The sequence below is a fragment of the Blochmannia endosymbiont of Camponotus (Colobopsis) obliquus genome (assembly GCF_000973545.1).
GTDB lineage: Bacteria > Pseudomonadota > Gammaproteobacteria > Enterobacterales > Enterobacteriaceae > Blochmanniella.
In genome coordinates, this window is sequence record NZ_CP010049.1 from 427967 (window position 1) to 454855 (window position 26889).

Consider the following 26889-nt stretch of genomic DNA (forward strand, 5'->3'; position numbering starts at 1 on the left):
AAAGGCATTATATATGTTAATAATTGACAAATTAAAAATTGGTATAGAAAATAAAATTATTCTTCATGAAATTAATCTACATATACAACCTGGTGAAATACATGTAGTTATGGGTCCTAATGGTTCAGGAAAAAGTACTTTAGCTGCTACTCTTGTTGGTCATAAAAATTATATAATAAAAGCAGGTAAAATCTTATTTAAAAATCATGATTTACTTTCCTTAAAACCAGAAGAACGAGCAGGAGAAGGTGTTTTTATAGCTTTTCAATATCCGATAGAAATACCTGGTGTAAATAATCAATTTTTTTTGGAATGTTCATTAAATGCAATACGTAAATACCGTGGTCAAGTATCTTTAGATCATTTTGAATTTATTGATCTTGTTGAATCTAAATTAAAATTATTAAAAATGTCTAAAAGCTTATTAAAACGATCAGTCAATGTAGGTTTTTCTGGTGGGGAAAAAAAACGTAATGATATTTTACAGATGGTTTTATTAGAACCATCATTATGCATTTTAGATGAAACTGATTCAGGATTAGATGTTGATGCAGTAAAAATTGTAGCACATGGAATTAATATATTACGTAAAACAACACGTTCATTTATTATTATTACTCATTATCAAAAAATTTTAGAATATATTAAACCTGATTTTGTGCATCTTTTATATAAAGGTCATATTGTAAAATCTGGCGATATACGTTTAGCAAAAATAATTGAGGAACAAGGTTATGGTTGGTTGGACAAATAAAAATGGAAGCGTATTAGAACAATGGTATGATTTATTTAAAAAAAACAATAATTTTCATTCATTACAAAAAAGCGCACATTGGAAAAAAATAAAAAAAATTGGCATTCCAAACTATACAGACGAAAAATGGAAAAATATTCCCTTAAAACGTTTTTTATCACATACTTTTGTTTCTTCTATTAATCAAGAACTAAGTATGTCCCAATGTAATGATTGTGCTTTAAATTTGGATGCTTATCGATTAGTATTTATAAATGGTTATTATTCTTCACTTTTAAGTAATACTGAAACGGGATACTGGAAAATCACAACAAATCAAAAAAATAACAAAATACTTCCAGAACCAATTCAATCAGATTTTTTTTTACATTTAACAGAATTATTAAATAATAAAATTATTTATATTTTTTTACCTAACGGTAAACGAGCAGACAAACCTTTGTATTTATTGCATATTAATTCAGGAAATGAAAATATAAATACATTGACTACTTCACATTATCGTCATCATATCGAAATTGCATCTAGTGCTTGCGGTAAAATAATAGAACATTTTGTGAGTATAAATCAATATGGTTCCTACAACGGAGCTCGTACATCAATTATAGTAAAAGATAACGCAAATTTTAGTCATATTAAATTAGTCCATGAAAATCAAGCTAGTTACCATTTTTCACATAATGATATTCATGCTGGATATAAAACTAAAATTCAAAGTAATACATTTATCATATTAGGAGCAGGAATAACTCGTCATCAAACTAGTGTGAAATTGAATCATAAAGAGACATACTTATCAATTAATAGTTTAATATTTCCCTCTAATGAAGAAATTAATAACATAATAACATATGTAGAACATAATGAAGAACATTGTTTAAGTCAACAATTGCATAAAATAATTGCTTGTGATAATGGAAGAGGTATATTCGATGGTTTAATTAAAGTAGCTAAAAATGCTATTAAAAGTGATGGTTGGATGATGAACAATAATTTATTGTTAGATAAACATGCACAAATCATTTCTAAGCCACAATTAGAAATTTATGCTGATGATGTTAAATGCAGTCATGGTGTAACTATAGGCAATATTAATGAAGATCAAATATTTTATTTACGTACAAGAGGTATTTCATACAAAAAAGCCTTGAAAATGATGATTTATGCGTTTATTTATGAAATAATTGAAATAACTGATAATACAGTAATTGCTGAAAATATCATAAAACATATTATGCATATTTTACAAAGGATTATAAAATGATTTATCCCATTACACAAATAAGATCTGATTTTCCTATAATAAATAAATTAATCAATAATCAACAGTTCACTTATTTAGATAGTGCAGCAAGTGCTCAAAAGCCTAATGTTGTTATAAAATGTCTAAACAATTTTTATAGTCATGAGTATGCTACTGCGCATCGAGGTATATATTCATTAAGCAGACAAGCTACCATATGTATGGAAGAAGTAAGAGAACAAATAGCCAAATTTATTAATGCATCTTCATTAGAAGAAATTATTTTTACTAAAAGTACTACCGAAGGAATTAATTTAATAGCCAACAGTTGTGGTGAGAAATATTTAAAAGCAGGTGATAATATCCTTATCACTGAAATGGAACATCATTCGAATATAGTTCCTTGGCAAATATTGGCTAAAAAAAAACAATTAATAATAAAATATATTCCATTAACATATGATGGAAAGTTAGATATTTCTTTTTTACCTAAGCTTATAGATCAACGTACACAATTGGTAGCAATAACTCAATTATCCAACGTTATTGGTACTTTAAATCCTTTGTCTAGTATTATTAATCAAATACGTAAAATAAAAAATATTTTAATATTAGTAGATGGAGCTCAGGGCATAGCACATTCTAAAATAGATGTGCAAAAAATTGATTGTGATTTTTATGTTTTTTCCGGTCATAAAATTTATGGCCCTACCGGTATAGGTATTCTTTATGGAAAAAAAAAATTATTAGACAATATGCCTCCATGGGAAGTTGGAGGGGGTATGATTCAAGAGGTTAACCTTACTAAAGGTACTACTTTTTTAGATGCTCCTTGGAAATTTGAAGCAGGTACGGCAAACATCACCGGTATATTAGGTTTAGGAGAAGCTGTAAAATATATTAACACTGTGGGTTTAGATTTAATTTTTAATCATGAAAATGAATTGATGCAATATGTAATAAAACATTTAAGGGAAATTCCCGACATCATCATATATGGTCCCACTGATCGGGTTGGTGTAATTGCTTTTAATATTGGTAAATTACATTCTTATGATATTGGAATTTTTTTAGATCAAAATGCTATTGCCATACGTACTGGACATCATTGTGCTATGCCATTAATGAATTTTTTTAACGTATCAAGCATGTGCCGTGTTTCACTAGCAATGTATAATAACAAAGATGACATTGATCGATTAATAAATGGATTATTAAAAACACAAGATCTTCTTAATAAAAAAACACTTTTAAGGTAAAATACATATAAAATATATTAATGAATTTACTTGATAAAAATACATTACTGAAGAACTTTCTTCGATGTGAAAATTGGGAAGAAAAATATTTATATATTATTACATTAGGTAATAATTTATCTCCTGCCCCAAATAATATACATTCTTCTAAATTTTTAGTACCAGGATGTCAAAGTAAAACTTGGATAATGGTATTAACTGATAATCATACCAACGTACAGTTGTATGGAGATAGTAACTCTTCAATTGTAAAAGGTATTATCGCTATAATATTTATTATATATCAAGGTTTAACACTAAAAGAAATCATTAAATTAGATGTGAGTCCATTTATCAAAAAATTAAATTTACATCAAAATTTAACTTTTACTCGAACACAAGGTTTAGGTGATATTATTCGTACACTACGTAAACAAGCTATATGTAATATGACTAAATATCATTGATAAATATATAATACAATTCTTAATTCAAGCTTTTATTATATATAATCAAGAATTTTCATATCCGAATATATTATAAAAAATCTTCTGCAATAAAACTCACAACAATATTGTTAAGTAAGTAATAACTTATTAGTTTTGATTTAATGATATCACTATAAACAAAAATAGACAATGCCATATACTAAAAAATGTAATTTTAATGATTAACATTTTATGCAAAATGCGTCCTGATGGATTTGAACCATCGACCTCTATCAAGTCAGGATAGCACTCTACCAACTGAGCTAAGAACGCATTATTAATTGTATTTTAAAAGTTTATTGTGAATAATAAACTTTTTAACATTTCGATGCTTATTTTGTCATGTTATTAAAATAAAAGACCACAATTAACATTGATCTTAACACAATAGTATATATTATCAATTATTATGTTTATTAAAATATCTTTATCTATGTAATATCAAATAAATACTATTTTATACTTTGTACAAACATTTTTTTAGATATTCAATTATTCAAAAAAAATCATTTAACTAACCAACTATTAAATTGAATAATTATACAAACATTTTTAATCTAACAAATATTTATAAAAAAATAAATATAATTAATAAAATACAAAATCATACAGATAATATTTCTAATAAGATTGCAATTTATATTTACAGAAATTTTACAAATTACTGCATTTATTATCAATATTATAAAAAACTTTGATATGCATATAATTAAATTATCTAATAATTCATTAAAAAATTTAAAATCTAGATTATTCGTTTCTTACAATGGACATTGCTTAACTATAAATAAAATAAAAAAATCAGTAAATTGTGATAATATGCAAAAACGCTTAATTTTAACTAATATAACAACATTATGCATAAAAGATATTATTAATTGAGAACAATTCACATCACTAAGTAAAAGTAGGCAAGCATTTAATATATGAATATATCATTCTGTACAATTAAGATAAATAAAATTATATTTATAGCAAAATAATCAAAAAAATATGGTTTAGAATAAAATAAGAATATAAATAAAAAAGTTATAAAAATATCTTATATGTAAAAGATTAATTGATGTTAATGCTGTTAATTTAACTATATATAAAGTTATTAAAAATTAATTTTATGTTTCTTTAATACCAAAACTTTAAAAATATTACTAATTTAAGTATTAAATAATTTGGAGATATTTTACAAAAATATCGAAACAAACATATAAAAACGCATGCCATGATAAATACTATTAAGCGTATAGTATTTTGATCAAATATTTATTAAACCAGATAGGGTGACTTTATAAAAAATTTTTAAATATTTAAGTTTTTATTTTAATGTTTATTATATTTTATAATTCAAGTTTCTTATCTTTATAATTATTTTTACATTGTATGTGTTAAAAATTTAAAAAAATGATATCATACAGAATATATGAAACATTAATTTTATTATGGTTGTACATAAAATATGACTTTTACAATTAAAAAAATCAAAAAACAAATTACCGATAATCCTATTATCTTATATATGAAAGGGTCTCCAACACTACCTAATTGTGGTTTTTCTGCTAAAGCAGCTCACATTTTATCGGCTTGTAGCAATAAACATTTTACTTATATAGATGTTTTGGTAAATCCAGATATTCGTACTGAATTACCAAAAATTGCTGGTTGGCCTACTTTCCCACAATTGTGGATTGATGGTAATTTGATAGGCGGGTGCGATATTATTATTGATTTGTATAGAACAGGGGAGCTACAAAATCTTATTAACAAAACTTTAGCGAAACATAATATAAAAGATCTTTAATACATCATTTAGTATTAAGTTTTGTAATTGTAGTATAATAAACTATGAATCGATGGGTTGTGTTGCTTTTTTTTTCAAAATTTACAATCCATATGTTAACTTAATAAATGAATTTTTTTGTTTTTTTATATTTGTATTTTATACAGATACAGGCCAGCCTCCTAACCTTTTCCAACGATTAACTAATTCACAAAATAAAATTGCTGTTCGTTCAGTATCATATAATGCAGAATGTGCTTTATTATTATCAAAAATAATGCCTGCACATATACATGCTTTTGCTAATACCGTTTGTCCTAAAACTAAACCACTTAAAGTAGCAGTATCAAATGTTACAAAAGGATGAAAGGGATTATATTTAAAATCAGATCGCTCAATAGCTGCCATTAAAAAACTATGATCAAAAGCAGCGTTATGAGCAACAAGAATAGCACGATTACAATCTTGATTTTTAATACCTTTATTGACCATGTTGAAAATTTTGCTTAAAGCTTCATATTCTGTAACAGCAGAACGCAGAGGATTATATGGATCAATACCATTAAAAGCTAATGCGGATGCTTGTAAAATAGCTCCAGGAAAAGATTTAATATGAAAATGTATTGCATCATCCATTTCTAACCAACCATTAACATCCATTTTTAATGTAATAGCAGCAATTTCAAGTAAAGCATCAGTGTTAGCATTCAATCCGGCTGTTTCTACATCAATGACTACAGGATAAAAACCACGAAAACGAGCGTTAAGAGTATTATGATCTTCTTTTATAACCATGTTAATTTTATTAAAATACTAAAATATTAAATATTAAAAAAATGGTTACTATAAGTATAGTAAATGTTTTAAATAAAATTATGCTACTTCATTTTTCATAAAAGTTAAAAACAAGAAAAATAGTATTATACATTATGTGTAAATCAAATCTACAAAAAATATACTATATACCAAATCTTTTGATTGTAATTTTAATATAAATATTCATGAAAATTTATAAGTATATAATCAAAATTTATAATGCCTATAAATATATATGTTATATTAATAAATGTTTTTATACTTTATAATGTTAATTAAATTATTAAATAATTACTAATAGTAGGATATTACTTACATATAAAATTAATTAAATATTGTTTTTTGACTATCAAATTGAAATGAACTTTATTTTTTTAAAAAATAAAATATGATAGACTCATACTAATATTAAATTAATAAAATACATAATAATATTTACAATTGAAAATTATATTCAATATTTTATTCAAGTAAAATATATTTTACATTATCTGATCTTAATCAAAATATATCTAATAAGTTAATTATTAATTACAACATAGAGAGGAGAAAAAAATTGGAATTATCTTTAGGATCAAATTTAGCACGGTTAGTTAGAGTATGGCGTGCTTTAATTGATTATCATTTAAAACCATTAGAACTTACACAAACTCATTGGATTACATTATATAATATTTGTCAGCTACCTCCTGAACAATCACAAATTCAATTAGCTAAAGCTATAGGTATTGAACAGCCATCTTTAGTACGAACATTAGATCAATTAGAGGAGAAAGGATTGATCACGCGTCATACATGCATAAATGATAGACGTGCTAAAAGAATTAAGTTAACTGAATCTGCTAAACCTGTAATTAAAGAAGTAAATAATGTAATTAGTAATATTCGTAACGAAGTATTAAATGGAATAAGTTCAAACGATCTTGAATTACTTAATATCATGCTTACAAAATTAGAAAAAAATATTTCCAAACTAAATAATATTATTCAACATTAAATTAATAAATCTTAATTTACAAATAAATTAAAATTTTTATAAATATTTTTTGTATTTCGAAAACAAACAAAAATATAAAACATTTTTGTTTTATATTTTATTACTATTTACTATAAATTATGACAATATTTTTTTATTTACTTGAATAAACGATTTTATAAATCATTTAACATAAATAATTTATCGTTACACAAATGTTTATAATTGAATTACTAATATATTATAAAAAGTTGAAAAACATTAAAATTAAAATAATAATTTTATCATAAATAACTGTAATTACAATGATATATAATTGTAGTTGTTATTTTTATAAAAAACTTTAGATTAAATATTTTACAACAAAAAAAAAGAAAATACTTATAAAAAATAAACCAAATGGATTGAATAAGCGAACTTATATAATTCATTTTTTTGACATATTTTGAAACATGAAACATAACATGTCTATATTAAAATATAAAAACACGATAATTATATAACATTAGAAATACACTTACATTATTATTAACAATTTTTTATAAAATATAAAATAATAACAATACTATAATTATATACACATATTACTTGTAAACGATATACATAATAAACTATTTTATAATCGTTCTAAAAACAAAATTAGTTTTTATACATCGTTTTGATTAAAAAATTTTTTAAAAATTATAAAATAAATTTTTAAAATTAAAAAAAATTATTAAAACTATAAAATATCCTTTGTAATTTTTCTTAGAAAATATGAGAAATAATAATGAATAAAAAAAACATAATTGAATTATTACAAGAACGTGAATTAATTTCACAAATAACAGACAAAAAAAAGATAATAGATCAATTATCTTCAAAATTAATTTCCGTATATTGTGGATTTGATCCCACGGCTGATAGTTTACATCTAGGTCACTTAATACCATTATTATGTTTAAAACATTTTCAAATTGCTGGACATCGCCCGATAATATTAATAGGAGGTGCTACTGGTTTAATTGGTGATCCTAGTTTTAAAGCAACTGAGCGCAAATTAAATTCTATCGAAACGATTCAAATTTGGACAGAAAAAATAAAAAAACAAATTTCTTTATTTTTAAATTTTAATTATGATAAAAATGGTGCTTGTATAGTAAACAATTATGATTGGTTTAATTCAATGAACACATTGACTTTTTTACGAGATATTGGAAAATTTTTTTCTATAAATAAAATGATTAATAAAGAATCAATCAAACAAAGATTACATCGTTATCATAGTGGAATATCCTTCACTGAATTTACTTATAATTTATTACAAGCCTATGATTTTGCTTATCTTAATCAAAAATACAATGTTACACTACAAATTGGTGGTTCTGATCAATGGGGAAACATTGTTTCGGGAATTGATTTAACAAAACGTATGTATAAAAATACTGTACAGGGTTTTACAATGCCTTTAATTACGAATTCTAATAATACAAAATTTGGTAAAACAGAAAATGATGTAATATGGTTAAATGCTAATAAAACTAGTCCTTTTAAATTTTACCAATTTTGGATTAATACTTCAGATAAAGATGTTTATCGTTTTCTTAAATTCTTTACATTTTTAGACATCGAAATAATTCATAAACTGGAATTAAAAAATCATAATAATTATAAAACAACAAAATATGCTCAAATATTATTGGCTAATGAATTAACTCGTACAGTACATGGAACAACGGGATTGGCTACCGCGCAACGAATAACTGCTAATTTATTTATGGAACCTTTACCTAAATTACAAGAAGAAGATTTTATTCAATTAGTTCAAAACGACAGTATTCCTACTGTTTATTTAAACACATTCACAAGTCTACAACACGCGTTAGTATTAGCACAATTAGCATCATCTAAACAACAAGCTCGTACATTAATTAAAGCACATGCAATAACAATTAATGGTAAAAAACAAATTGAAACAAGATATATATTCAATAACTCTGATAAATTATATGGACATTATACTTTATTAAGAAAAGGAAAAAAATATTATTCACTTATTTATTGGACATAAATTTTCATTTAAAAATTAATATGAAATATATTTTCAATAATATTATTAAAAATTTATTAAAAACAATTTTTTTTAACTGTCAAATTTTTTTTACATAAGTCTGCAATATAACAGATATGACATTGTGGGTTTTTAGCAACACAAACATATCTGCCATGCATAACCATCCAATAATGACATTTATTTTTGAATTCTACAGGAACTAAAATTAATAGTTTATTTTCAACTGTTTTTACAGAATTACCCAATGCAAAATGAGTTCTATTACATAATCGAAAAACATGTGTATCTACTGCAATAGTAGACCAACCAAAAATTGTGTTCAATATAATATTAGCAGTTTTACGTCCAACTCCAGGAAAATTTTCCAATGCATCTCGATTTTCTGGAATTGTACTATTATATTTATTAACTAATAACTGACATGTTTTTATGATATTTTCTGATTTTTTATTATAAAGACCAACCGATTTAATACATTTTTTTAATTTATCTTGTCCTAGATGTAACATTAATTGTGGCGAAGAAGCAAGAGAAAATAAAACATTAGTTACTTTATTAACTTGTCTATCGGTGGATTGAGCAGAAAGAATAACTGCAATTAACAATTCAAAAGCCGAGTGATAAATCAATTCAGTAGTAGGGTTTGGATTATTAATATAAAATCTATATAATATTTGATAACGTTTAATATAATTCAATTAGTTCAAATAATAAATTGATATTAATTAGGAAGAATCATATATTCTGGTTGAATCCATTCATCAAATTCATGTTCATGAACATAACCGGATTTTAATGCAGCATCTTTCAGTGTTAAATTTTCTTTATAAGCTTTTTGAGCAATTTCTGCAGCTTTATCATAACCAATCTTAGGTGTTAGTATAGTAACTAACATCAAAGATTTATTTAATAAATGTTTTATTCGTTCATAATTAGGTTCTATACCCACAACACAATAACGATGAAAACTCTTAATACCATCGCATAATAATCGAACTGATTGAAGAAAATTATAAATAATAAGAGGTCGATGTACATTTAACTCAAAATTACCTGATGCACCTCCAAAATTTATTGATACATCATTACCAATTACTTGAGAACATAACATATTCATCGACTCACATTGAGTTGGATTAACTTTTCCGGGCATAATGGAACTACCAGGTTCATTTTTTGGAATAATTAATTCTCCAATACCACAACGCGGGCCAGAAGATAACCATCTTATATCGTTAGAAATTTTTATCATTGATATAGCTAAAGTTTTTAGCGTACCATGAGAATGCACCAAAGCATCACATGTTGCTAAAGACTCAAACTTATTAGGCGATGTAACAAACGGATGACCTGTTAATACTGCTAAAGCATCTGATGCACAATTTGCGTATCTAGGATGAGAATTAAGTCCGGTGCCTACTGCAGTACCACCCAAAGATAATTCATAAAGATGTACAAGACCACGTTCTATACGAATTAAATTATGATCTAACATTGAAACCCAACCAGATATTTCTTGACCAAGAGTTAACGGCACTGCATCTTGTAAATGAGTTCGTCCAATTTTAATAACATGATCAAATGCAGTAGATTTTATAATTAAAGTTTTTTTCAACATTAAAATTTGTGGTATCAAACGTTCTTTTATTGCTATCACTGCTGAAATATGCATAGCACTAGAAAAAACATCATTAGAACTTTGGCTCTTATTAACATGATCATTAGGATGAATAATTTTATTATTATCTTTATTTTTATCTTTATCATTAATTAATTTATTTGCACGATGAGCAATTACCTCATTTAAATTCATATTCGTTTGAGTTCCAGAACCTGATTGCCATACAGATAATGGAAATTCTTGTATATGTTCACCATTTAAAATTTCATTTATTGCTAAAATAATTGTTTCAGAACAATGTTTATCAATTAATCCTAAATCATAGTTAACTTGTGCTGCGACGAGTTTAATTTGTGCAATACTTTGAATAAATTCAAAAGGTAATATTTCATGCGAAATATTAAAATACTTTAATGCTCTTTGTGTTTGTGCACCCCATAAATGTTCGTTAGGAACTTCAATATACCCCATTGAATCTTTTTCTATACGCTTAACCGACATACATTTACACTCGAAATTATTATTTTTAATAATTGTATACTATTGAATAATATATTAATATATGTATTTCCATAATATTATAAAATTCATGAATATTCATTTTAACATTAAAAAATTTAGACAAGTAATCAATATTTATAAAAAACACAACTAATAATTAACACCTTGAAACATATAACCATAACGATAATATATTGTATAGATCAAAAAACATTGAATACATTAGTTAGTGTAACAGATATAATCTTTTTTGTCTTATCTAATAAATAGAATAAATATTCATTTGAATATAAGTGATAATTCAAAGTAACATTAAACAACATATTTAAACGAGAAATAAATTTAAAAAAAATAAAAGTAATCAATACAATCACCGATAAAAATATAATTTTAAATTTAATTTTTTAAATTTATTAAAATTATCAAAATTTTGATATTACTACGTGATAATGAAATAAAGTTTTTAATTATTTTCGTAGTAGTAAATTAATAACACAATGAACAAAAAAAATGAAAATAAAAATTAACTATTTAATTGTTTTAACCATAAGTATCACATTAAATTTTTTTAATAAAACATATGCTCAACAAATTTATTTTAAAGATACATACTACTTGCCTAAAAAAAATAACACGCATATTCAATACTTTATTAACCAAAAAAATGAAAAACGTTTAGCTTTGAATACATCCACAACATTAAATAAAATATTTTATAATAAATTAAATATAAATAAAAATAGTCAATACTATTATCCGTCAACTAAAATACAAATGAGTAGTGATTTTTTTAACATTTTAAGCAAAATGCATAAAGATCAAAATACTCTATTTTTTATTCAAACAGGAATAAATCATGTTGAAAAAAATAATATTATGAATTTCGGAATAGGACAAAGAATAATTTATAATAACAAATGGATTACAGGTTATAATACTTTTTACGACGCTTATCTTACTGGTAAAAATTATCGTCGTTTGGGTGTTGGTGTTGAATTATTTTGTAATTATCTGCATTTAAGAATTAATAAATATTATGGATTAACACAACAATTATGGTTATATTGTAAAAAAGAACATAAAGAACATGTCCTGAATGGTTATGATATTAATATTCACAGTTGGTTGCCATTTTTTCCATCACTGTTAAGTAAAATACAATTTAAACAGTATTTTTATGATAAAACATTGAAAAAACTCGATATAATAAAAAAAAACAAAAGTTTATTGAAATGGATTATTGGAATAGAATATAGTCCTATATCAATAATTACTTTTAGTATCAACGAAATCTTCAGCAATAATAATAATTGTCGAGAAAAAAAGGTTTGTGTATCAGTTAATTACCAATTAGGAATACCATTCACACAGCAAGCCAAAAAATCAAAAATAATGAGAGAAAAAATTAATCATAACGATTTATACAATTTTGTTATAAGAGATAACAATATAACATTAACTAATTTTTATAAGATAAAAAATGGTGTATCGTGTGATAGTAATGATGTCTTTCACAATCATTTCAAACAAAATATAATAATTAACATACCTGAAGAATGTGTAACAAACATGGATAATTGTCAACAAGGTTCTTCGTTAGAAAAATCAAACATAAAATTAACAAACAAACACTTTACAACTAGTTCTTCTACATACGATAAACAAAACAATGATAATGATGATAATAACGCAAAGTATAACATTGATCAGAACCAACCTGCACATCGCAGCAATAGTGATGATGATGTAAAAATAAATACAACAACAACATCTAATGAATTAAAACAAAATAAACAGAATAAAGCATTAGTCTCTTGTACAGACAATAACAAAAATGGAAATATACCTCCACCACCACCTTTGCCTACAATTTCTGCAGCACCATCAATAAAAAATGAGGGTAATTTTTTGCCTTCTAGTTCTAAAACTTATCTTAAAAAAAGAGATATAACTCAACATCATAACAAACAACAAATAGAAAATAATTTAAATTATCACCTTCAAATAATCAAAAATATTACTGAACATAAAAAAAACAAATTCTTAAGCTTAGGAAGTGAAGAACATCTATTAAAATTACAAAACTTACACGAAAAACATAAAAAAAATAAATTCTTAAATAAAGAAGGAAATATTTTATCAAAAATTATGAATAGAAAATCTTTATTAGGATTTTCTGATTCAGAAGATTATGAAGAAGATACTGAAAATGACTGTTTTGAGGACGATTAATTTGCATTTATGACAAAAAATTAAAAGCTATTATATTCATTTATTTTATTAAAACAATAAAAAATAGCCACAGCACAGTAATAACAACTAAACAACGTCTTGCGTAGCTCTTTAAAAAGCACATCTTGGTCTTGTTATGTCTTGAAAACAAAATTTTTGCTTTACTTGTGTTTTTTGTTTGTTTTACAAATATAATTTTTATTCTTTCATTTTTTAATATGTGCAGAATAATTTTGCGTTACTCCTGACCAAGTAAAAGGTTTTTCAGTAGCAATACCAAAAATATTCAGTGCTCTATCTACTGTATAATTCACAATATCATCAATAGATCTTGGATGAATATAAAAGGCTGGTACAGGAGGCATAATGATAGCGCCTATTTCTGCAAGTTTCACCATTGTGCGCAGATGTCCAAGATGTAAAGGTGTTTCTCTGATCATTAAAACAAGTTTACGTCTTTCTTTTAAAGTTACATCAGCCACTCTACTCATCAGCGATGATGTAACCCCTGTATTAATTTCAGACATAGTACGAATAGAACATGGAGCAATTAACATACCCATATTAGAGTAAGATCCGCTAGCTATTGCTGCTCCGATATCTTGTGTAGCATAAATTACATCAGCTTGTTCATATAATAAGCTCTTGTTCATACCAAGTTCTTGTTTGATTGTTACTGAAGCTGTTCTACTGATAATAAGATGAGATTCAATGTTATATTTACGTAAAGACATTAATAAACGCATGCCATAAATTGCCCCAGAAGCTCCCGATATTCCTACAATTACACGTAATCGCCGTAACATATAACATTAATACCATTTCATATAAATGAATATAATAAAAACAAAATTACAAACTGATACTACTAATTATGTAATTTACCACAAAAAATACCAATATAACAAATGTACTTATCATTATAAATTTGTCTTTTTTCTTTAAAATTTAATTGATCATAATAATTAATATATATCGTTAATACAATTATTTTGTATTTATATAATACAAATTATATTCTATACCATCGTAAATAAATAAAAACTTAAACAATTAAAATACCAAAAGTTAAATAACCAATCTGAATATCATTTTTATTATATAAGCATATTATAATATTTAAATAACATTTTGTTTTTTAAAAAAAAGCATAACCTTATTAAGATCTTCTATAGAATCTACGCTAATATTCAATAAATTATTAAAAATTTTGACATAAATTTTTTCTCCATACCAAAGAACTCTTAATTGTTCAAGATTTTCAAGCATTTCTAATGGACTGGGTGACCATTTTACATAACGATGAATAAATTCAACTCGATAAGAATATATGCCCACATGACGTAATAATTTAGTATTATTTTTTTTATTAGTACTACAAAGAAAATCATATTTAGAAATATATGGAATAACAGCACGAGAAAAATAAAGAGCGTAATTATTAATATCTAATACCAATTTCACTACATTAGCATTATTCGCTTCAACTGTTGAATTAATTGGTACTGCTGCTGTCACCATGTTAATTTTATTATTTTCATATAGACTATTTGCTAACCGGTTAATCACTTTCGGTGGAATTAAAGGTTCATCGCCTTGCACATTAACGATTATTTGCGAATTACTAAACCCATAATAAGTAATAACTTCTTCTAAACGTTCAGTACCAGATTTATGATTATTTTTAGTTAAACATACTTCTCCTTTTGATTGTGACAATTCGATAACTTTAACTACATCTAAATGATCAGTAGCAACAATAACTCGATCCGCACCAGAAGCTATTGCATGTTCTACGACATGAATAACCATAGGTTTACCATTAATGTTTATTAATGGTTTATTTAATAATCTTTTAGAAGACAATCGCGCAGGAATGATAACAATAAATTTCATTAATCCAACTAATTTTCATAAAACAACAATCTTACGGGCTTCTTGTTCTAAAAGAACTGGTATACCATTAAGCACAGGAAATCCTAATAAATCAGATTTACAAATCAACTCCTGTTTTCCTTCATTAAAAAACAATTTACCATTACATACCGGACAAACGATTACTGACAACAAATGATAATCCATATATTTTCAAAACGTATTTTAAAATATTTGACGTATAATATAAACTATTTTTTCTTTATAATCAAAAACAATCATTGTATATATCAACAATGTAATACTGCAATTAAATATACACCCACTAATCCTAATCATATAAATAAAAATGATTAATAAATTGAATTATTTTTGTATTGCAAAATCAATATTAAACTTAATATTAATCATTATAATTATATACTAAATTATATAAAAATTATTATATTTTATAATCTGTAATAATATTGATTTATACTATTTTCTATGGAAAATAACAGCTTTTCTGTAGATAATCGAGATATATCTACATCTACTCGTAAATACCACCAATTAATATGAGCAAACTTACGGCACTTAACTGCATCTTTTTCAGTCATTAACAACATTTCATTATTCATAGTAAGTACAGCAAGAGTCTCTTCATGATAGATCGCATGATCTGTAAAAACAATTTCTTTTATAGGAAATATCCCACTTGAGCGCAAAGTAGCAAAAAATTGATCTGGATGACCAATACCCGCCATGGCCACTACATTGTGTAGAATATTTAATTTATGACATTTGCCATTCAATACATTAACAACCATACTGGGAACTAATTTCATGGGTATTTCACCAACCTTAGTCTGTTCTCCATTCACAATGATTTCATGTACTGAGCTTAATCTAGTTATCCGTTCTCTCATGGGCCCTGCAGGTAGCCACCAACCATTTCCAAAACGACGCTGAGCAACAACTACCCATTCAATATCTCTTTCTAGAGCATAATGTTGCAATCCATCATCACTAATAATAACGTTCAATTTATATTTATATAATAACGCAGCTACCGCTTCTGCTCTTCTAGGTGAGACGGCTATTGGAACACCAGTACGCTCCCAAATTAATAATGGTTCGTCACCGCATTCATCAGTATTACTAAATTCATTTAATATAATAGGATATCGTTTAGAATAACCACCATAACCTCTAGAAACGACTCCAACCAACCAACCTCGATGTTGTAACTGTTCAACTAACCATAATACCATTGGTGTTTTACCATTACCGCCCACTGTCAGGTTGCCAATCACAACTATCGTTAACGGAAATTTGTATGATTTCAAACAACCACAACGATAACCAAACTTAATTAAAGTACTTATTAGACCATATAATAAAGAAAAAGGCAACAAAAACAAATGATATAAAGAAGTACTATACCAAATACGAGATAACATTAATTAAATTGCAATCTATGTAACTGAGCATAAATTCCTCGACTATCAATTAGATATGCATGAGTACCACGTTCAACAATACAACCGTTTTCTATTACTAATATTTCATCAGCTTTTTCTATGGTAGAAAAACGATGAGCAATAATTAATAACGTTTTATTATTTTTTAACTTACTAAAAACCTTTTGAATCGCTCTCTCTGCTTCAGGATCTAAAGCAGAAGTAGCCTCATCAAGAACAAAAATAGGACAATCCCTCAATAATGCTCGAGCGATTGCAATTCGTTGACGTTGACCTCCAGATAAAAGAATTCCATTCTCGCCTATTATTGTATCTAATCCATGTTCCATCTGTCCAATAAAATCCATAATACCAGCCATATATGCCACATTTTCTATTTTTATTCTATCAACATAACAATTTTTATAAGCATAAGCAATATTATTAGCAATAGTATCGTTAAATAAATGAACATTTTGTGAGACAAAGGCTATTTGATTGCGCAACGAAGACAACTTATATTCATTAATATTAATATTATCAAGTAAAATTTCTCCTTGATGTACATTATAAAAACGAGTCAATAAATTAGCAATTGTAGATTTTCCTGAACCAGATTTACCCACCAAAGCTACAGTATGGCCGGTTGAAACTGTAAAATTAATATTATATAATGATGGGGTATGTTTGTTGGGATAATAAAAGGTAACATTTTTAAAAGTAAGATTTCCGCGTACTCTGTTAATTTTAATCATTCCATTATCTTTTTCAGTTGCCATATCAAGAATAGAGAACAAAGTTTGACACGCAGACATACCTCGTTGAAATTGAGCATTAACATTTGTCAAAGATTTTAATGGCTTCATTAAAACTATCATTGATGAAAAAATAACAGTAATACTACCTGCAGTTAAAATTTCCATAACTTTAGGAATACTTGCGACATATAATACAAAAGCTAGTGCTAAAGAAGCAATAAGTTGAACTATAGGGTCAAAAATTGACGAAACAGCTACCATTTTCATATTTTGTTGCCTTATTTGATTACTAATATAACTAAAATGTTTATTTTCCGTCTGTTGACCGCCAAAAATTAATACTTCTTTATGTCCTTTTAACATTTGTTCAGCACTGCTGGTCAATTGCCCCATTGCATTTTGCATCTTGTTACTTATTCGTCTAAACTTGTTAGAAACTAATTTTATAATGAAAGATACAATTGGTGCAATAACAACTATTATTAAAGATAATTGCCAACTGTAATAAAACATCATTATGCTTAACCCAATTATTGAAGCGCTTTCACGTACAATAATTATTAAAGCATTAGAAGAAGAAGAAGCTACTTGTTCAGAATCATAAGTTATACGGGATAACAACGTTCCAATAGATTGTTTACAAAAAAATGATACAGGCATTCCCATGATATGATTAAATAAACGACGGCGTATTTCCATTACCACTTTTCCAGAAACCCATGAAATACAGTAATTAGAAACAAAACCACTAACGCCACGTAATCCCATTAAACTTACTACTGCTAACGGCATCCAAACAAAAATATTTTTATTTGCTTTACCAAAACCATCATCAAGTAATGGTTTAAGTAATGATAACATAAAAGTATCACTTGCAGCATTTAATATAAGAGTAATTGCTGCAATAAATAAACCTATCCTAAAAGGAAATATAATTGGCCAAAGACGATGAAAGGTTTGCCAAGTAGAAAAATAATTTTTATTTTTTAACATTATATTTTATAAATATCAAATAATTACTTAAATCATCTTTAAATATAATTAATAATGAAAAATTTTGATAAATCATTACCATAATTCAAAATATTACATATTGTATAAACATAAGACCTTATGTCATTCTAAATAACATTAATAATAAACTAACAAAACAACAACATTTTATAATTTATTTTATAATTTAATATAACATGTAAGTACAAAATTAAACACACACCATTAATATATACCAATTTGTTATAGTTATAGTATTATATAAATATGTTAAACATTTTAAAAATGTATTCATTAAAATTCTAATATTTAATAAACAATTAATATTGTTTATGTTGTGTTGTCAAGCATCATTATAAATATGATAATTTATTTTTTAATAACATTTATTTAAAAATTAATAACATTCCTGTTATAAGTTCTCAACAAAAATTATCCTAACTATTTTGTAATTAATATTACTAAAAATTTTTCAACGTATTGCTCTTACAATTATTCATTTTTAGTTGCCGCCTTAAATGCTTCTGTCATAACATTGGAAAAACGAGTATTTTCTTGTTGATCATTAACACAAGAAGAATGACTAGCATTAATTATTCCGTTATTTTCTTGATTAAAGCATACGGATAAATTGATAATACGATTTTTACGATCAATTCCAATAATTCTAGCTTTAACAACATCACCGATATTAAATACAATTTTCATATTCTTGTAATCATGTGAAATTTCAGAACATCGTAAATAACCTTCAACATTATCTCCTAGTGCAATTTTAATTCCTTTGGTATCTATTGATATAATTTTGCCTGCTACAATCTTACCTTTTTGATTTAATAATAAAAAATTATTTAATGGATCATCCAATAATTGTTTAATACCTAAAGAAATACGTTCACGCTCTGCATCAACCTGAAGAACCATAGCTGTTATTTCATCACCTTTCTTATACTTACACATTTCTTCTTCACTAATATTGTTCCAAGAAATATCAGACATATGTACAAGACCATCAATACCTCCGTTAAGACCAATAAATATACCAAAATCAGTAACAGATTTTATCTTACCTATAACATGATCTCCTTTATTATAAGTTTCAGCAAAATTCTGCCACGGATTCAATTTACACTGTTTTAATCCTAAAGAAATACGACGACGTTCTTCGTCTATATCCAAAACCATAACTTCAATACAATCACCTACACTAACAATTTTTGATGGATGTATATTTTTATTTGTCCAATCCATTTCGGAAATATGCACCAACCCTTCAACACCTCCTTCAACTTCAATAAAACAACCATAATCTGTTAAATTAGTGACTTTACCTATTAATCGCGTCCCTTCTTGATAACGTTTTTTTATAGTAATCCATGGATCTTCACCTAATTGTTTTAATCCCAAAGAAACCCGAATACGCTCGCGATCAAATTTTAATACTTTAACAACAACCTCATCACCAAGATTAACAATTTCACTAGGATGTTTTACACGTCTCCATGCCATATCAGTAATATGCAACAGACCATCCACACCTCCAAGATCTATAAAGGCTCCATAATCTGTTAAATTTTTTACAATACCTTTAATTTCCATATTTTCTTGTAATTTATTTAAAAGACAATCACGCTCAGCACTATTTTCTGATTCAATAACAGCTCGACGAGAGACTACAACATTATTACGTTTTTGATCCAATTTAATAACTTTAAATTCACATGCTTTACCTTCCAAACATAAAGAATCATGCATTGGACGAATATCTACTAAAGAACCAGGTAAAAATGCACGAATTCCATTTAATTCAACGGTAAATCCACCCTTGACTTTACCGTTAATCATGCCAACAACGGTCGTTGCTTCTTCATAAGCTTTTTCTAACATAATCCATGTTTCATAACGTTTTGCCTTTTCACGAGATAATAATGTTTCACCAAAACCATCTTCTACTGCATCTAATATAACATCAACCTGATCACCTACTTTTACTTCTAATTTGCCTTGAGAATCATAAAATTGTTCAATAGGAATGGCAGATTCAGACTTTAAACCAGCGTCGACTAAAACAATATTTTTGGTAATATTTATTACTACACCACGAACAATAGAGCCTGGGTAAGTTTTAATCTGTTTTAAAGATTCTTCAAAAAGTTGAGCAAATGATTCTGTCATGTTCATTATCTTCAAAATTTAAAATTACTACCTATTATAAACATCCATGATGTTGATAGGTTTGGTTTATGATATATTACTAGCTGTAATCCTTTAACTAGACTTATGCAACATTCATACAAAATATAAATTATAAAAATTGCGCAATATGTGTTAATATCCTATTTGTTAATTCATATACCGAAAGATTAGTAGAATCAATTCTTAATGCATCTACTGCTGGAACTAAAGGTGATATTAATCGATTACAGTCACGATCATCACGTTTTTTAATCCTCGTTATAAGTTTATTCAAGTTAACATCAAAGCCCATTTTCTGCAACTGTAAAATACGACGTTTTTTTCTTTCTTCAAAAGAAGCATCAAGAAAAAACTTAATAATAGCATTAGGAAATACCACAGTACCCATATCTCTACCGTCTGCAATTAAACCAGGTAATTTCTTAAATGAACGTTGCCGATATAACAAAACTTCTCGTACTTTAGGTAAAACAGCAATATCAGAAGCCAATTCTCCTATTGCTTCATTACGAATATCTTGTTTATTTTTTTCTCCTTTAATTAAAATATTTAATTTATTTGCATTAATCATAAAATCAATATCAAAATTAGCAGCAAGCGCTGCTAACTTTTGCTCATGCTTTAACGAAATGCGGTGATTTATCGCAGATAACACTAAAGCTCGGTATACAGCTCCTGAATCTAAAATATGCCAATTTAATTTTTTTGCTATTGCTCTACACAACACTCCTTTTCCCACACCACTAGGACCATCAACAGTAATTACTGGTATTTTCATAATCATACAATCCTACGAATATTAGGATGTTATTAACATCATATCAAAACAATTATAATTTATTTACTATAAAATTAACACACAAAAATTAACAATGCATTACAATTTAAGAAATTAACTTTGAATATTCTTCAAAAAAACAAGGAAACGTTTTATTTACACATTCTGGTTCAATAATTGTAACCCCACTTTCAGATAAAGCTAATAAAGCAAAACACATTGCCATACGATGATCATTATAAGTATTAATTTCTGCGTAAGTAATTTTAGAAGGCGGAGTTAATGATAAATAATCACTTCCTTCAAAAACAATCGCACCAACTTTACGTAATTCATTAGCCATTGCTTTTAATCTATCAGTCTCTTTAATTCTCCAATTATAAATATTTCGTAACGTCGTAGTGCCTGTTTTAGTAAATAATGCAGTAACAGCGACAGTCATAGCTATATCTGGAGTACTATTCATGTCTATATCAACTGAATTAAGAGTACCACGTATACACTCAATATAATTACTACCCCAATTAATAATAGCACCCATTCTTTGTAAAATATTTGCAAAATGTATATCACCTTGAATACTATTTTTATTTATTCCGATAACCTTTACAGGACCGCCGCAAATAGCTGCAGCAGCTAAAAAATATGAAGCACTAGAAGCATCTCCTTCTATTTCATATTTCCCTGGAGATCTATAATATCTTTTACCTCTAACATAAAAATATCGATAATCTTTATGATTAATTTCAACACCAAATTGTTGCATAATAGATATAGTAGTATTTATATATGGCTTTGATACTAAAATCCCTTTAACGTCAATATAACTATCATTATCAGCTAATGGTGCCATCATTAATATTGCAGAAAGGAATTGACTGGAAATGCTTCCATTAATAATAATAGAACCACCTGTATATCCACCAAATACTTGTATAGGAGGGTAATTCTTACGTTGTAAATATTCTATTTTACTGCCTCCTTGTCGTAAAGCATTCACTAAATGCCCAATCGGGCGTTCTTGCATACGTGGTTCCCCTGTCAAAATAATTTTATTATTTTGTAAACACAATGCAGCTGTTAAAAACCGCATGGACGTTCCTGAATTGCCTAAAAATAATAAATTATCTCTTAACGTCTTGTGTAATGCACCACCAATACCTTGTATTTCACAAGTTTTGCAATCAGATGAAAGATAGTAAGTAATTCCTAGCTTTTGTAAAGCATTTAACATATAGCGTACATCATCACTATCTAACAAATTTGTTAATTTGGTAATTCCTTGAGCTTGTGCTGCTAATAATAATGCTCTATTGCTAATACTTTTTGAACCAGGTAAATTAATAGTTCCATTGACCTTTTTAACGGGTTTTAATTTTATAGATCTTTTCATACAAAATGCTATCTTATCAACTATTATTTAATTATATTAAAATCACACAAAAACATAATCAATTTTACTTAAATATTTACATTACATATTATAAAAGTTTTTAAACAAAATAAAAATATTGAATATACTTTAACCGTACTTAACTGCAAACCAATTCATAAATTCTACTAGTTTTTTTACACCCTGTAATGTCATAGCGTTATATAATGATGCTCGCATGCCACCAACTAACTTATGTCCTTGTAAAGCGTACAACCCTTCATTTAAAGATTTCTCTAAAAATAATTTTTCCAATTGATTATCAACTAATCTAAAAGTTATATTAGTAAGAGAACGATTTATTGGAAATATATCGTTATGATAAAAATCATTTTTGTCTATAGTAGTATACAACAAATCTGACTTAATTTTATTAAGCTCATTCATTACAGTTAATCCTCCCTGTTCTTTGAGCCATTTAAATACTAATCCTGCAACGTACCAAGAAAAAGTAGGCGGAGTATTTAGCATAGATTTATTAATTGATAATAATTGATAATTTAAAATTGATGGTAAATCTATACGTGCATGACCTAATAAATCTTCACGTACAATAACTATCGTTAATCCAGACGGTCCTATATTTTTTTGTGCTGCAGCATAAATTAAACCAAATTTATTTACATTCAATGGACGGGATAATAGAGTAGATGAAAAATCACCTACTACTACTGCATTATTAAACTCGGGAATCTCGTCAATAGCTAAACCATCAATAGTTTCATTAGGACAGTAATGGATATAAGCACTGTTATCAGATAACGGCCAATTACATATTGGCTGTATTTTACGTAAACCATCAATCTGAATACTGACATCAAATATTCTAGGTTTACAATATTTTTTTGCTTCATTAGCAGCACTATATGACCAATAACCACTATTTGCATAATCAGCATTAATATTTGATCCAAGAATATTCATTGGCACAGCAGCAAACTGAGCGCGAGCTCCTCCTTGACAAAACAATACTTTATAATTATTTGGTATATTTAAAATTGTACGCAAATCATGTTCTGCACTACAAGCTACCTGAACAAATTCTTTACTACGATGACTAACCTCCATGATGGATGCACCAACATCATGCCAATTAAATAATTCTTCTTTTATTTGTTGTAACACTTCAAGTGGTAGCATTGATGGGCCAGCGCTAAAATTAAATTTTCTTTGCTTCATATAAGATAATAATTTTCGATTATGTAATCTAATACTATAGTATATTATAAAAAATACCAGTACATTAATAATTATTTATATTTCTATAATATATCTAATAAAAGATTTGATTGTGCAAAACTAACACCATATTTACTAAATATTTTATTTTAATCAAATACTAATAATAAGATATACCATGGTGTAACAACTGCTACAATTTTTTTAGTTTATTACAGACGCCAATATACTTCAAACCATTCATATATTTTTGCAATATCAATGGTATCTCAACACATCCAGTTGATAATTGATAATTTTCCAATATCGCTATTAATGTACGTCCCACAGCTAATCCTGAACCATTTAAAGTATGCAATAATCTTATCTGATTATTTCTTTTATTACGATAACGCGCTTGTATCCTTCTAGCTTGAAAATCCCTGATATTTGAGCAAGAAGAAACTTCACGATACATATTTTGTGCAGGTAACCAAACCTCTAAATCATACGTTTTACATGCCGTGAAACTTATATCACCACTACATAACAACATTTTTCTATATGGTAAATCGAGTAATTGTAAAATTTTTTCTGCATGGTTAGTTAATTCTTCTAATGCTTGCATCGATGCTTCCGGCATCACGACTTGTACCATTTCTACTTTATCAAATTGATGCATACGTACTAAACCACGACGATCTCGTCCATAACTACCCACTTCAGCACGAAAACATGGTGTATGAGCTATCATTTTCACAGGTAAATCTTTTTCATCAAGAATCTTATTACTCAATAAATTAACTAACGGAACTTCAGCAGTTGGTATAAGTGTATAGAAATCGGTATGATGTTGTAATGGTTGAACATGAAATAAATCTTCAGAAAATTTTGGTAATTGTCCAGTACCATATAATGAACGTTGATTCACTAAATATGGTACATAATATTCTTGATATCCATGTTGTTTAATATGCACATCTAGCATAAATTGAATTAAAGCTCGATGTAAATAAGCAATTTGCCCATACATAACTACAAAACGTGATCCTGTTAATTTTACGGCAGTGGAAAAATCTAATCCACCAATTATTTTTCCTAATTCTACATGATCACGTATTGTAAAATCATAATTACGTAAATTACCCCATCTAAAAATTTCTAAATTATCTTTTTCAGTACATCCATCAGGAACATGTGCATCTAAAATATTAGGTAAAGATAACGCATAATTCATAATTTCATGTTGCAATATATTATTATCCTTTTCGATATTATTTAAACGTTGATTTAAGATATCAACTTTTTGACATAAAAAATCGTAATTTTGTTTACGTATTTTCATGTTACCTATTGTTTTAGAAAGAACATTACGTTGAGCTCTTAAATTTTCTATTTCTATTTGCAAAGACTTACGTTGTTTTTCCTGATTACGTAACTTTTCTACATCCAACACAAATTTTCTACGAGCCAATTTTTTGGCTATCAAATCAATATTATTTCGTAATAATTTAGGGTCAAGCATAATATATTCTATAATTAGAAGTGAAATAAAAGTTTAAAAGATCTATTGAAATAATAAATTGAAAAATATTAATAATTACTGATAGTATTTAATATAAAACAATTTATATAAATAATATAAAATGTAAACGTATTGTATATTTTGTATAATACGTAAACTAAATTTACAGAAATTATATACCTATCATTATTTAATAACATATTTCATTTTTGTAAAATACAAAATATCTTTTTTTACATATAGTAAAGCATATTAAATATATTTAAATACAAAGATAACTTATTCATTATTAACAGTACATTCTTCGTTACATATAATATTCAAAATTATTTATAAATTTTTATATGTTTATAAGTATAATCAACGTTGATCGTCTATTGTTGTACCTTTAGGAATATGAAAGTAAAATTCATCATCATTCATTAATATTTTTTTAAAATCACTCAATTGACATTCAACAATCTGACCACCCTGTTCAAATAATGAAAAATTTTTAATAATCCCATCAGTCGTCACCGTAATGGAGAAATGTTTTAAATTTGCATTATGTACTTTAGGTAATAAAGAAAAATAATCATTATTTTGTTGTACATTATATTTATTACAATTTTTAATTTCATCTTTTGCAAGCAAAATTAAAGGTGAATCTATCATAATATTTTTAACACAATAAATTATTACTTGGTTAATTGTAGGATTAAACAACCACAATAATTTGCCATTAGAAACTAAAAAAAATTCATTTGGATAAACAAAACGAAAACGAAAAAAATTAGGATATTTTATCCACAATTCTCCTTCATTTGTTTGTATGATAATACCATTAATGTCAATTACTTGTTGAATAAATTTTGCAGAAAAACTATTTATTTGTTTTAATCGGTTTTGTAATATATAATTCGGGTTACTTAGTACAGGATAAGTGATGACCAGAACCAAAAAAAACATGCACATTAACAGATTATTCATTTAATCATTTATATTTCTAATGTTATTAAAATAACAGTATTATAAAATAGTATATACAAAATTTTAA

The 26889-nt window shown here is 26.3% G+C and carries 22 protein-coding genes and 1 tRNA gene; 8 read left to right on the top strand and 15 right to left on the bottom strand.

Translation table 11 applies throughout. The features are described from left to right. Positions 1-13: 13 nt before the first annotated feature. The 4 genes from sufC to sufE are packed head-to-tail and all read left to right on the top strand — an operon-like array spanning position 14 to position 3702. Positions 14-754 (top strand): Fe-S cluster assembly ATPase SufC, encoded by a 741-nt coding sequence (gene sufC, locus BOBLI757_RS01825; RefSeq protein ID WP_046304980.1) that lies wholly within the window; start codon positions 14-16, stop codon positions 752-754. Beyond that, positions 735-2018, top strand: a complete 1284-nt coding sequence (sufD, locus tag BOBLI757_RS01830) for a Fe-S cluster assembly protein SufD (RefSeq protein WP_046304981.1) — start codon at positions 735-737, stop codon at positions 2016-2018. The genes sufC and sufD overlap by 20 nt, the downstream gene beginning before the upstream one ends. Next, on the top strand, positions 2015-3256 hold the full coding sequence (locus BOBLI757_RS01835; RefSeq protein WP_046304982.1) for a SufS family cysteine desulfurase: 1242 nt from the start codon (positions 2015-2017) through the stop codon (positions 3254-3256). The genes sufD and BOBLI757_RS01835 overlap by 4 nt, the downstream gene beginning before the upstream one ends. 20 nt (positions 3257-3276) lie before the next feature. Continuing rightward, positions 3277-3702 carry a cysteine desulfuration protein SufE gene (sufE, locus tag BOBLI757_RS01840; RefSeq protein ID WP_046304983.1) on the top strand — a complete coding sequence of 142 codons (426 nt, stop codon included), beginning with the start codon at positions 3277-3279 and terminating at the stop codon, positions 3700-3702. Between the two features lie 221 nt (positions 3703-3923). On the opposite strand, the gene BOBLI757_RS01845 is transcribed toward sufE, so the two are convergent. Beyond that, positions 3924-3996: transfer RNA gene (locus BOBLI757_RS01845), tRNA-Val, on the bottom strand. A 1180-nt stretch (positions 3997-5176) separates the two neighbouring features. On the opposite strand from BOBLI757_RS01845, the gene grxD reads away from it, so the two are divergent. Beyond that, entirely contained in the window at positions 5177-5518 is a 342-nt protein-coding gene (gene grxD / locus BOBLI757_RS01855; RefSeq protein ID WP_046304987.1) for a Grx4 family monothiol glutaredoxin, read from the top strand. Positions 5519-5656: 138 nt separating this feature from the next. Here the strand turns inward: grxD and rnt are convergent, their stop codons facing one another. Next, complete coding sequence (rnt, locus tag BOBLI757_RS01860; protein ID WP_046304989.1) at positions 5657-6292, bottom strand: ribonuclease T; 636 nt, start codon at positions 6290-6292, stop codon at positions 5657-5659. Between the two features lie 577 nt (positions 6293-6869). Between rnt and slyA the strand changes: the two genes are divergently transcribed. Both slyA and tyrS read left to right on the top strand, forming a co-directional pair. Further along, the gene (slyA, locus tag BOBLI757_RS01865) at positions 6870-7310 is read left to right on the top strand and encodes a transcriptional regulator SlyA (RefSeq protein ID WP_046304990.1); all 441 of its coding nucleotides are present in this window, start codon (positions 6870-6872) and stop codon (positions 7308-7310) included. 748 nt (positions 7311-8058) lie between these two features. Further along, a complete protein-coding gene (gene tyrS, locus BOBLI757_RS01870) occupies positions 8059-9339 on the top strand; it encodes a tyrosine--tRNA ligase (protein ID WP_046304992.1) in 1281 nt (426 codons plus the stop codon). Positions 9340-9395: 56 nt separating this feature from the next. Here tyrS and nth read toward each other — a convergent pair whose 3' ends face one another. Both nth and fumC read right to left on the bottom strand, forming a co-directional pair. Further along, complete coding sequence (nth, locus tag BOBLI757_RS01875) at positions 9396-10040, bottom strand: endonuclease III (protein WP_046304993.1); 645 nt, start codon at positions 10038-10040, stop codon at positions 9396-9398. Positions 10041-10063: 23 nt separating this feature from the next. After that, positions 10064-11464 (bottom strand): class II fumarate hydratase, encoded by a 1401-nt coding sequence (fumC, locus tag BOBLI757_RS01880; protein WP_046304995.1) that lies wholly within the window; start codon positions 11462-11464, stop codon positions 10064-10066. A 510-nt stretch (positions 11465-11974) separates the two neighbouring features. Here fumC and BOBLI757_RS01885 point away from each other — a divergent pair. Beyond that, on the top strand, positions 11975-13696 hold the full coding sequence (locus BOBLI757_RS01885) for an inverse autotransporter beta domain-containing protein (protein WP_046304997.1): 1722 nt from the start codon (positions 11975-11977) through the stop codon (positions 13694-13696). A gap of 206 nt (positions 13697-13902) precedes the next feature. Here the strand turns inward: BOBLI757_RS01885 and BOBLI757_RS01890 are convergent, their stop codons facing one another. The 11 genes from BOBLI757_RS01890 to lolA form a co-directional block, all read right to left on the bottom strand. Further along, positions 13903-14502, bottom strand: a complete 600-nt coding sequence (locus BOBLI757_RS01890; protein WP_046305000.1) for a UbiX family flavin prenyltransferase — start codon at positions 14500-14502, stop codon at positions 13903-13905. 313 nt (positions 14503-14815) lie between these two features. Then, a complete protein-coding gene (gene kdsB, locus BOBLI757_RS01895; protein WP_046305001.1) occupies positions 14816-15592 on the bottom strand; it encodes a 3-deoxy-manno-octulosonate cytidylyltransferase in 777 nt (258 codons plus the stop codon). Positions 15593-15607: 15 nt separating this feature from the next. Further along, a complete protein-coding gene (locus tag BOBLI757_RS03350; RefSeq protein WP_203224894.1) occupies positions 15608-15778 on the bottom strand; it encodes a Trm112 family protein in 171 nt (56 codons plus the stop codon). Positions 15779-16020: 242 nt separating this feature from the next. Continuing rightward, the gene (gene lpxK, locus BOBLI757_RS01900; RefSeq protein ID WP_046305003.1) at positions 16021-17013 is read right to left on the bottom strand and encodes a tetraacyldisaccharide 4'-kinase; all 993 of its coding nucleotides are present in this window, start codon (positions 17011-17013) and stop codon (positions 16021-16023) included. After that, the gene (gene msbA / locus BOBLI757_RS01905; RefSeq protein WP_046305005.1) at positions 17013-18764 is read right to left on the bottom strand and encodes a lipid A ABC transporter ATP-binding protein/permease MsbA; all 1752 of its coding nucleotides are present in this window, start codon (positions 18762-18764) and stop codon (positions 17013-17015) included. Before msbA ends, lpxK begins: the two co-directional genes overlap by 1 nt. Before the next feature lie 492 nt (positions 18765-19256). Further along, entirely contained in the window at positions 19257-20939 is a 1683-nt protein-coding gene (rpsA, locus tag BOBLI757_RS01910) for a 30S ribosomal protein S1 (protein ID WP_046305006.1), read from the bottom strand. A gap of 130 nt (positions 20940-21069) precedes the next feature. Then, entirely contained in the window at positions 21070-21744 is a 675-nt protein-coding gene (gene cmk, locus BOBLI757_RS01915; RefSeq protein WP_046305008.1) for a (d)CMP kinase, read from the bottom strand. 100 nt (positions 21745-21844) lie between these two features. Beyond that, the gene (gene aroA, locus BOBLI757_RS01920; RefSeq protein WP_046305010.1) at positions 21845-23131 is read right to left on the bottom strand and encodes a 3-phosphoshikimate 1-carboxyvinyltransferase; all 1287 of its coding nucleotides are present in this window, start codon (positions 23129-23131) and stop codon (positions 21845-21847) included. Positions 23132-23260: 129 nt separating this feature from the next. After that, entirely contained in the window at positions 23261-24349 is a 1089-nt protein-coding gene (gene serC, locus BOBLI757_RS01925) for a 3-phosphoserine/phosphohydroxythreonine transaminase (protein ID WP_046305011.1), read from the bottom strand. Between the two features lie 193 nt (positions 24350-24542). Beyond that, positions 24543-25853, bottom strand: coding sequence for a serine--tRNA ligase (serS, locus tag BOBLI757_RS01930; protein ID WP_046305012.1), 1311 nt, complete (start codon positions 25851-25853; stop codon positions 24543-24545). A gap of 360 nt (positions 25854-26213) precedes the next feature. Beyond that, positions 26214-26822: an outer membrane lipoprotein periplasmic chaperone LolA gene (lolA, locus tag BOBLI757_RS01935; protein ID WP_046305014.1), complete on the bottom strand. Its 609-nt coding sequence runs from the start codon at positions 26820-26822 to the stop codon at positions 26214-26216. Positions 26823-26889 lie beyond the last annotated feature (67 nt).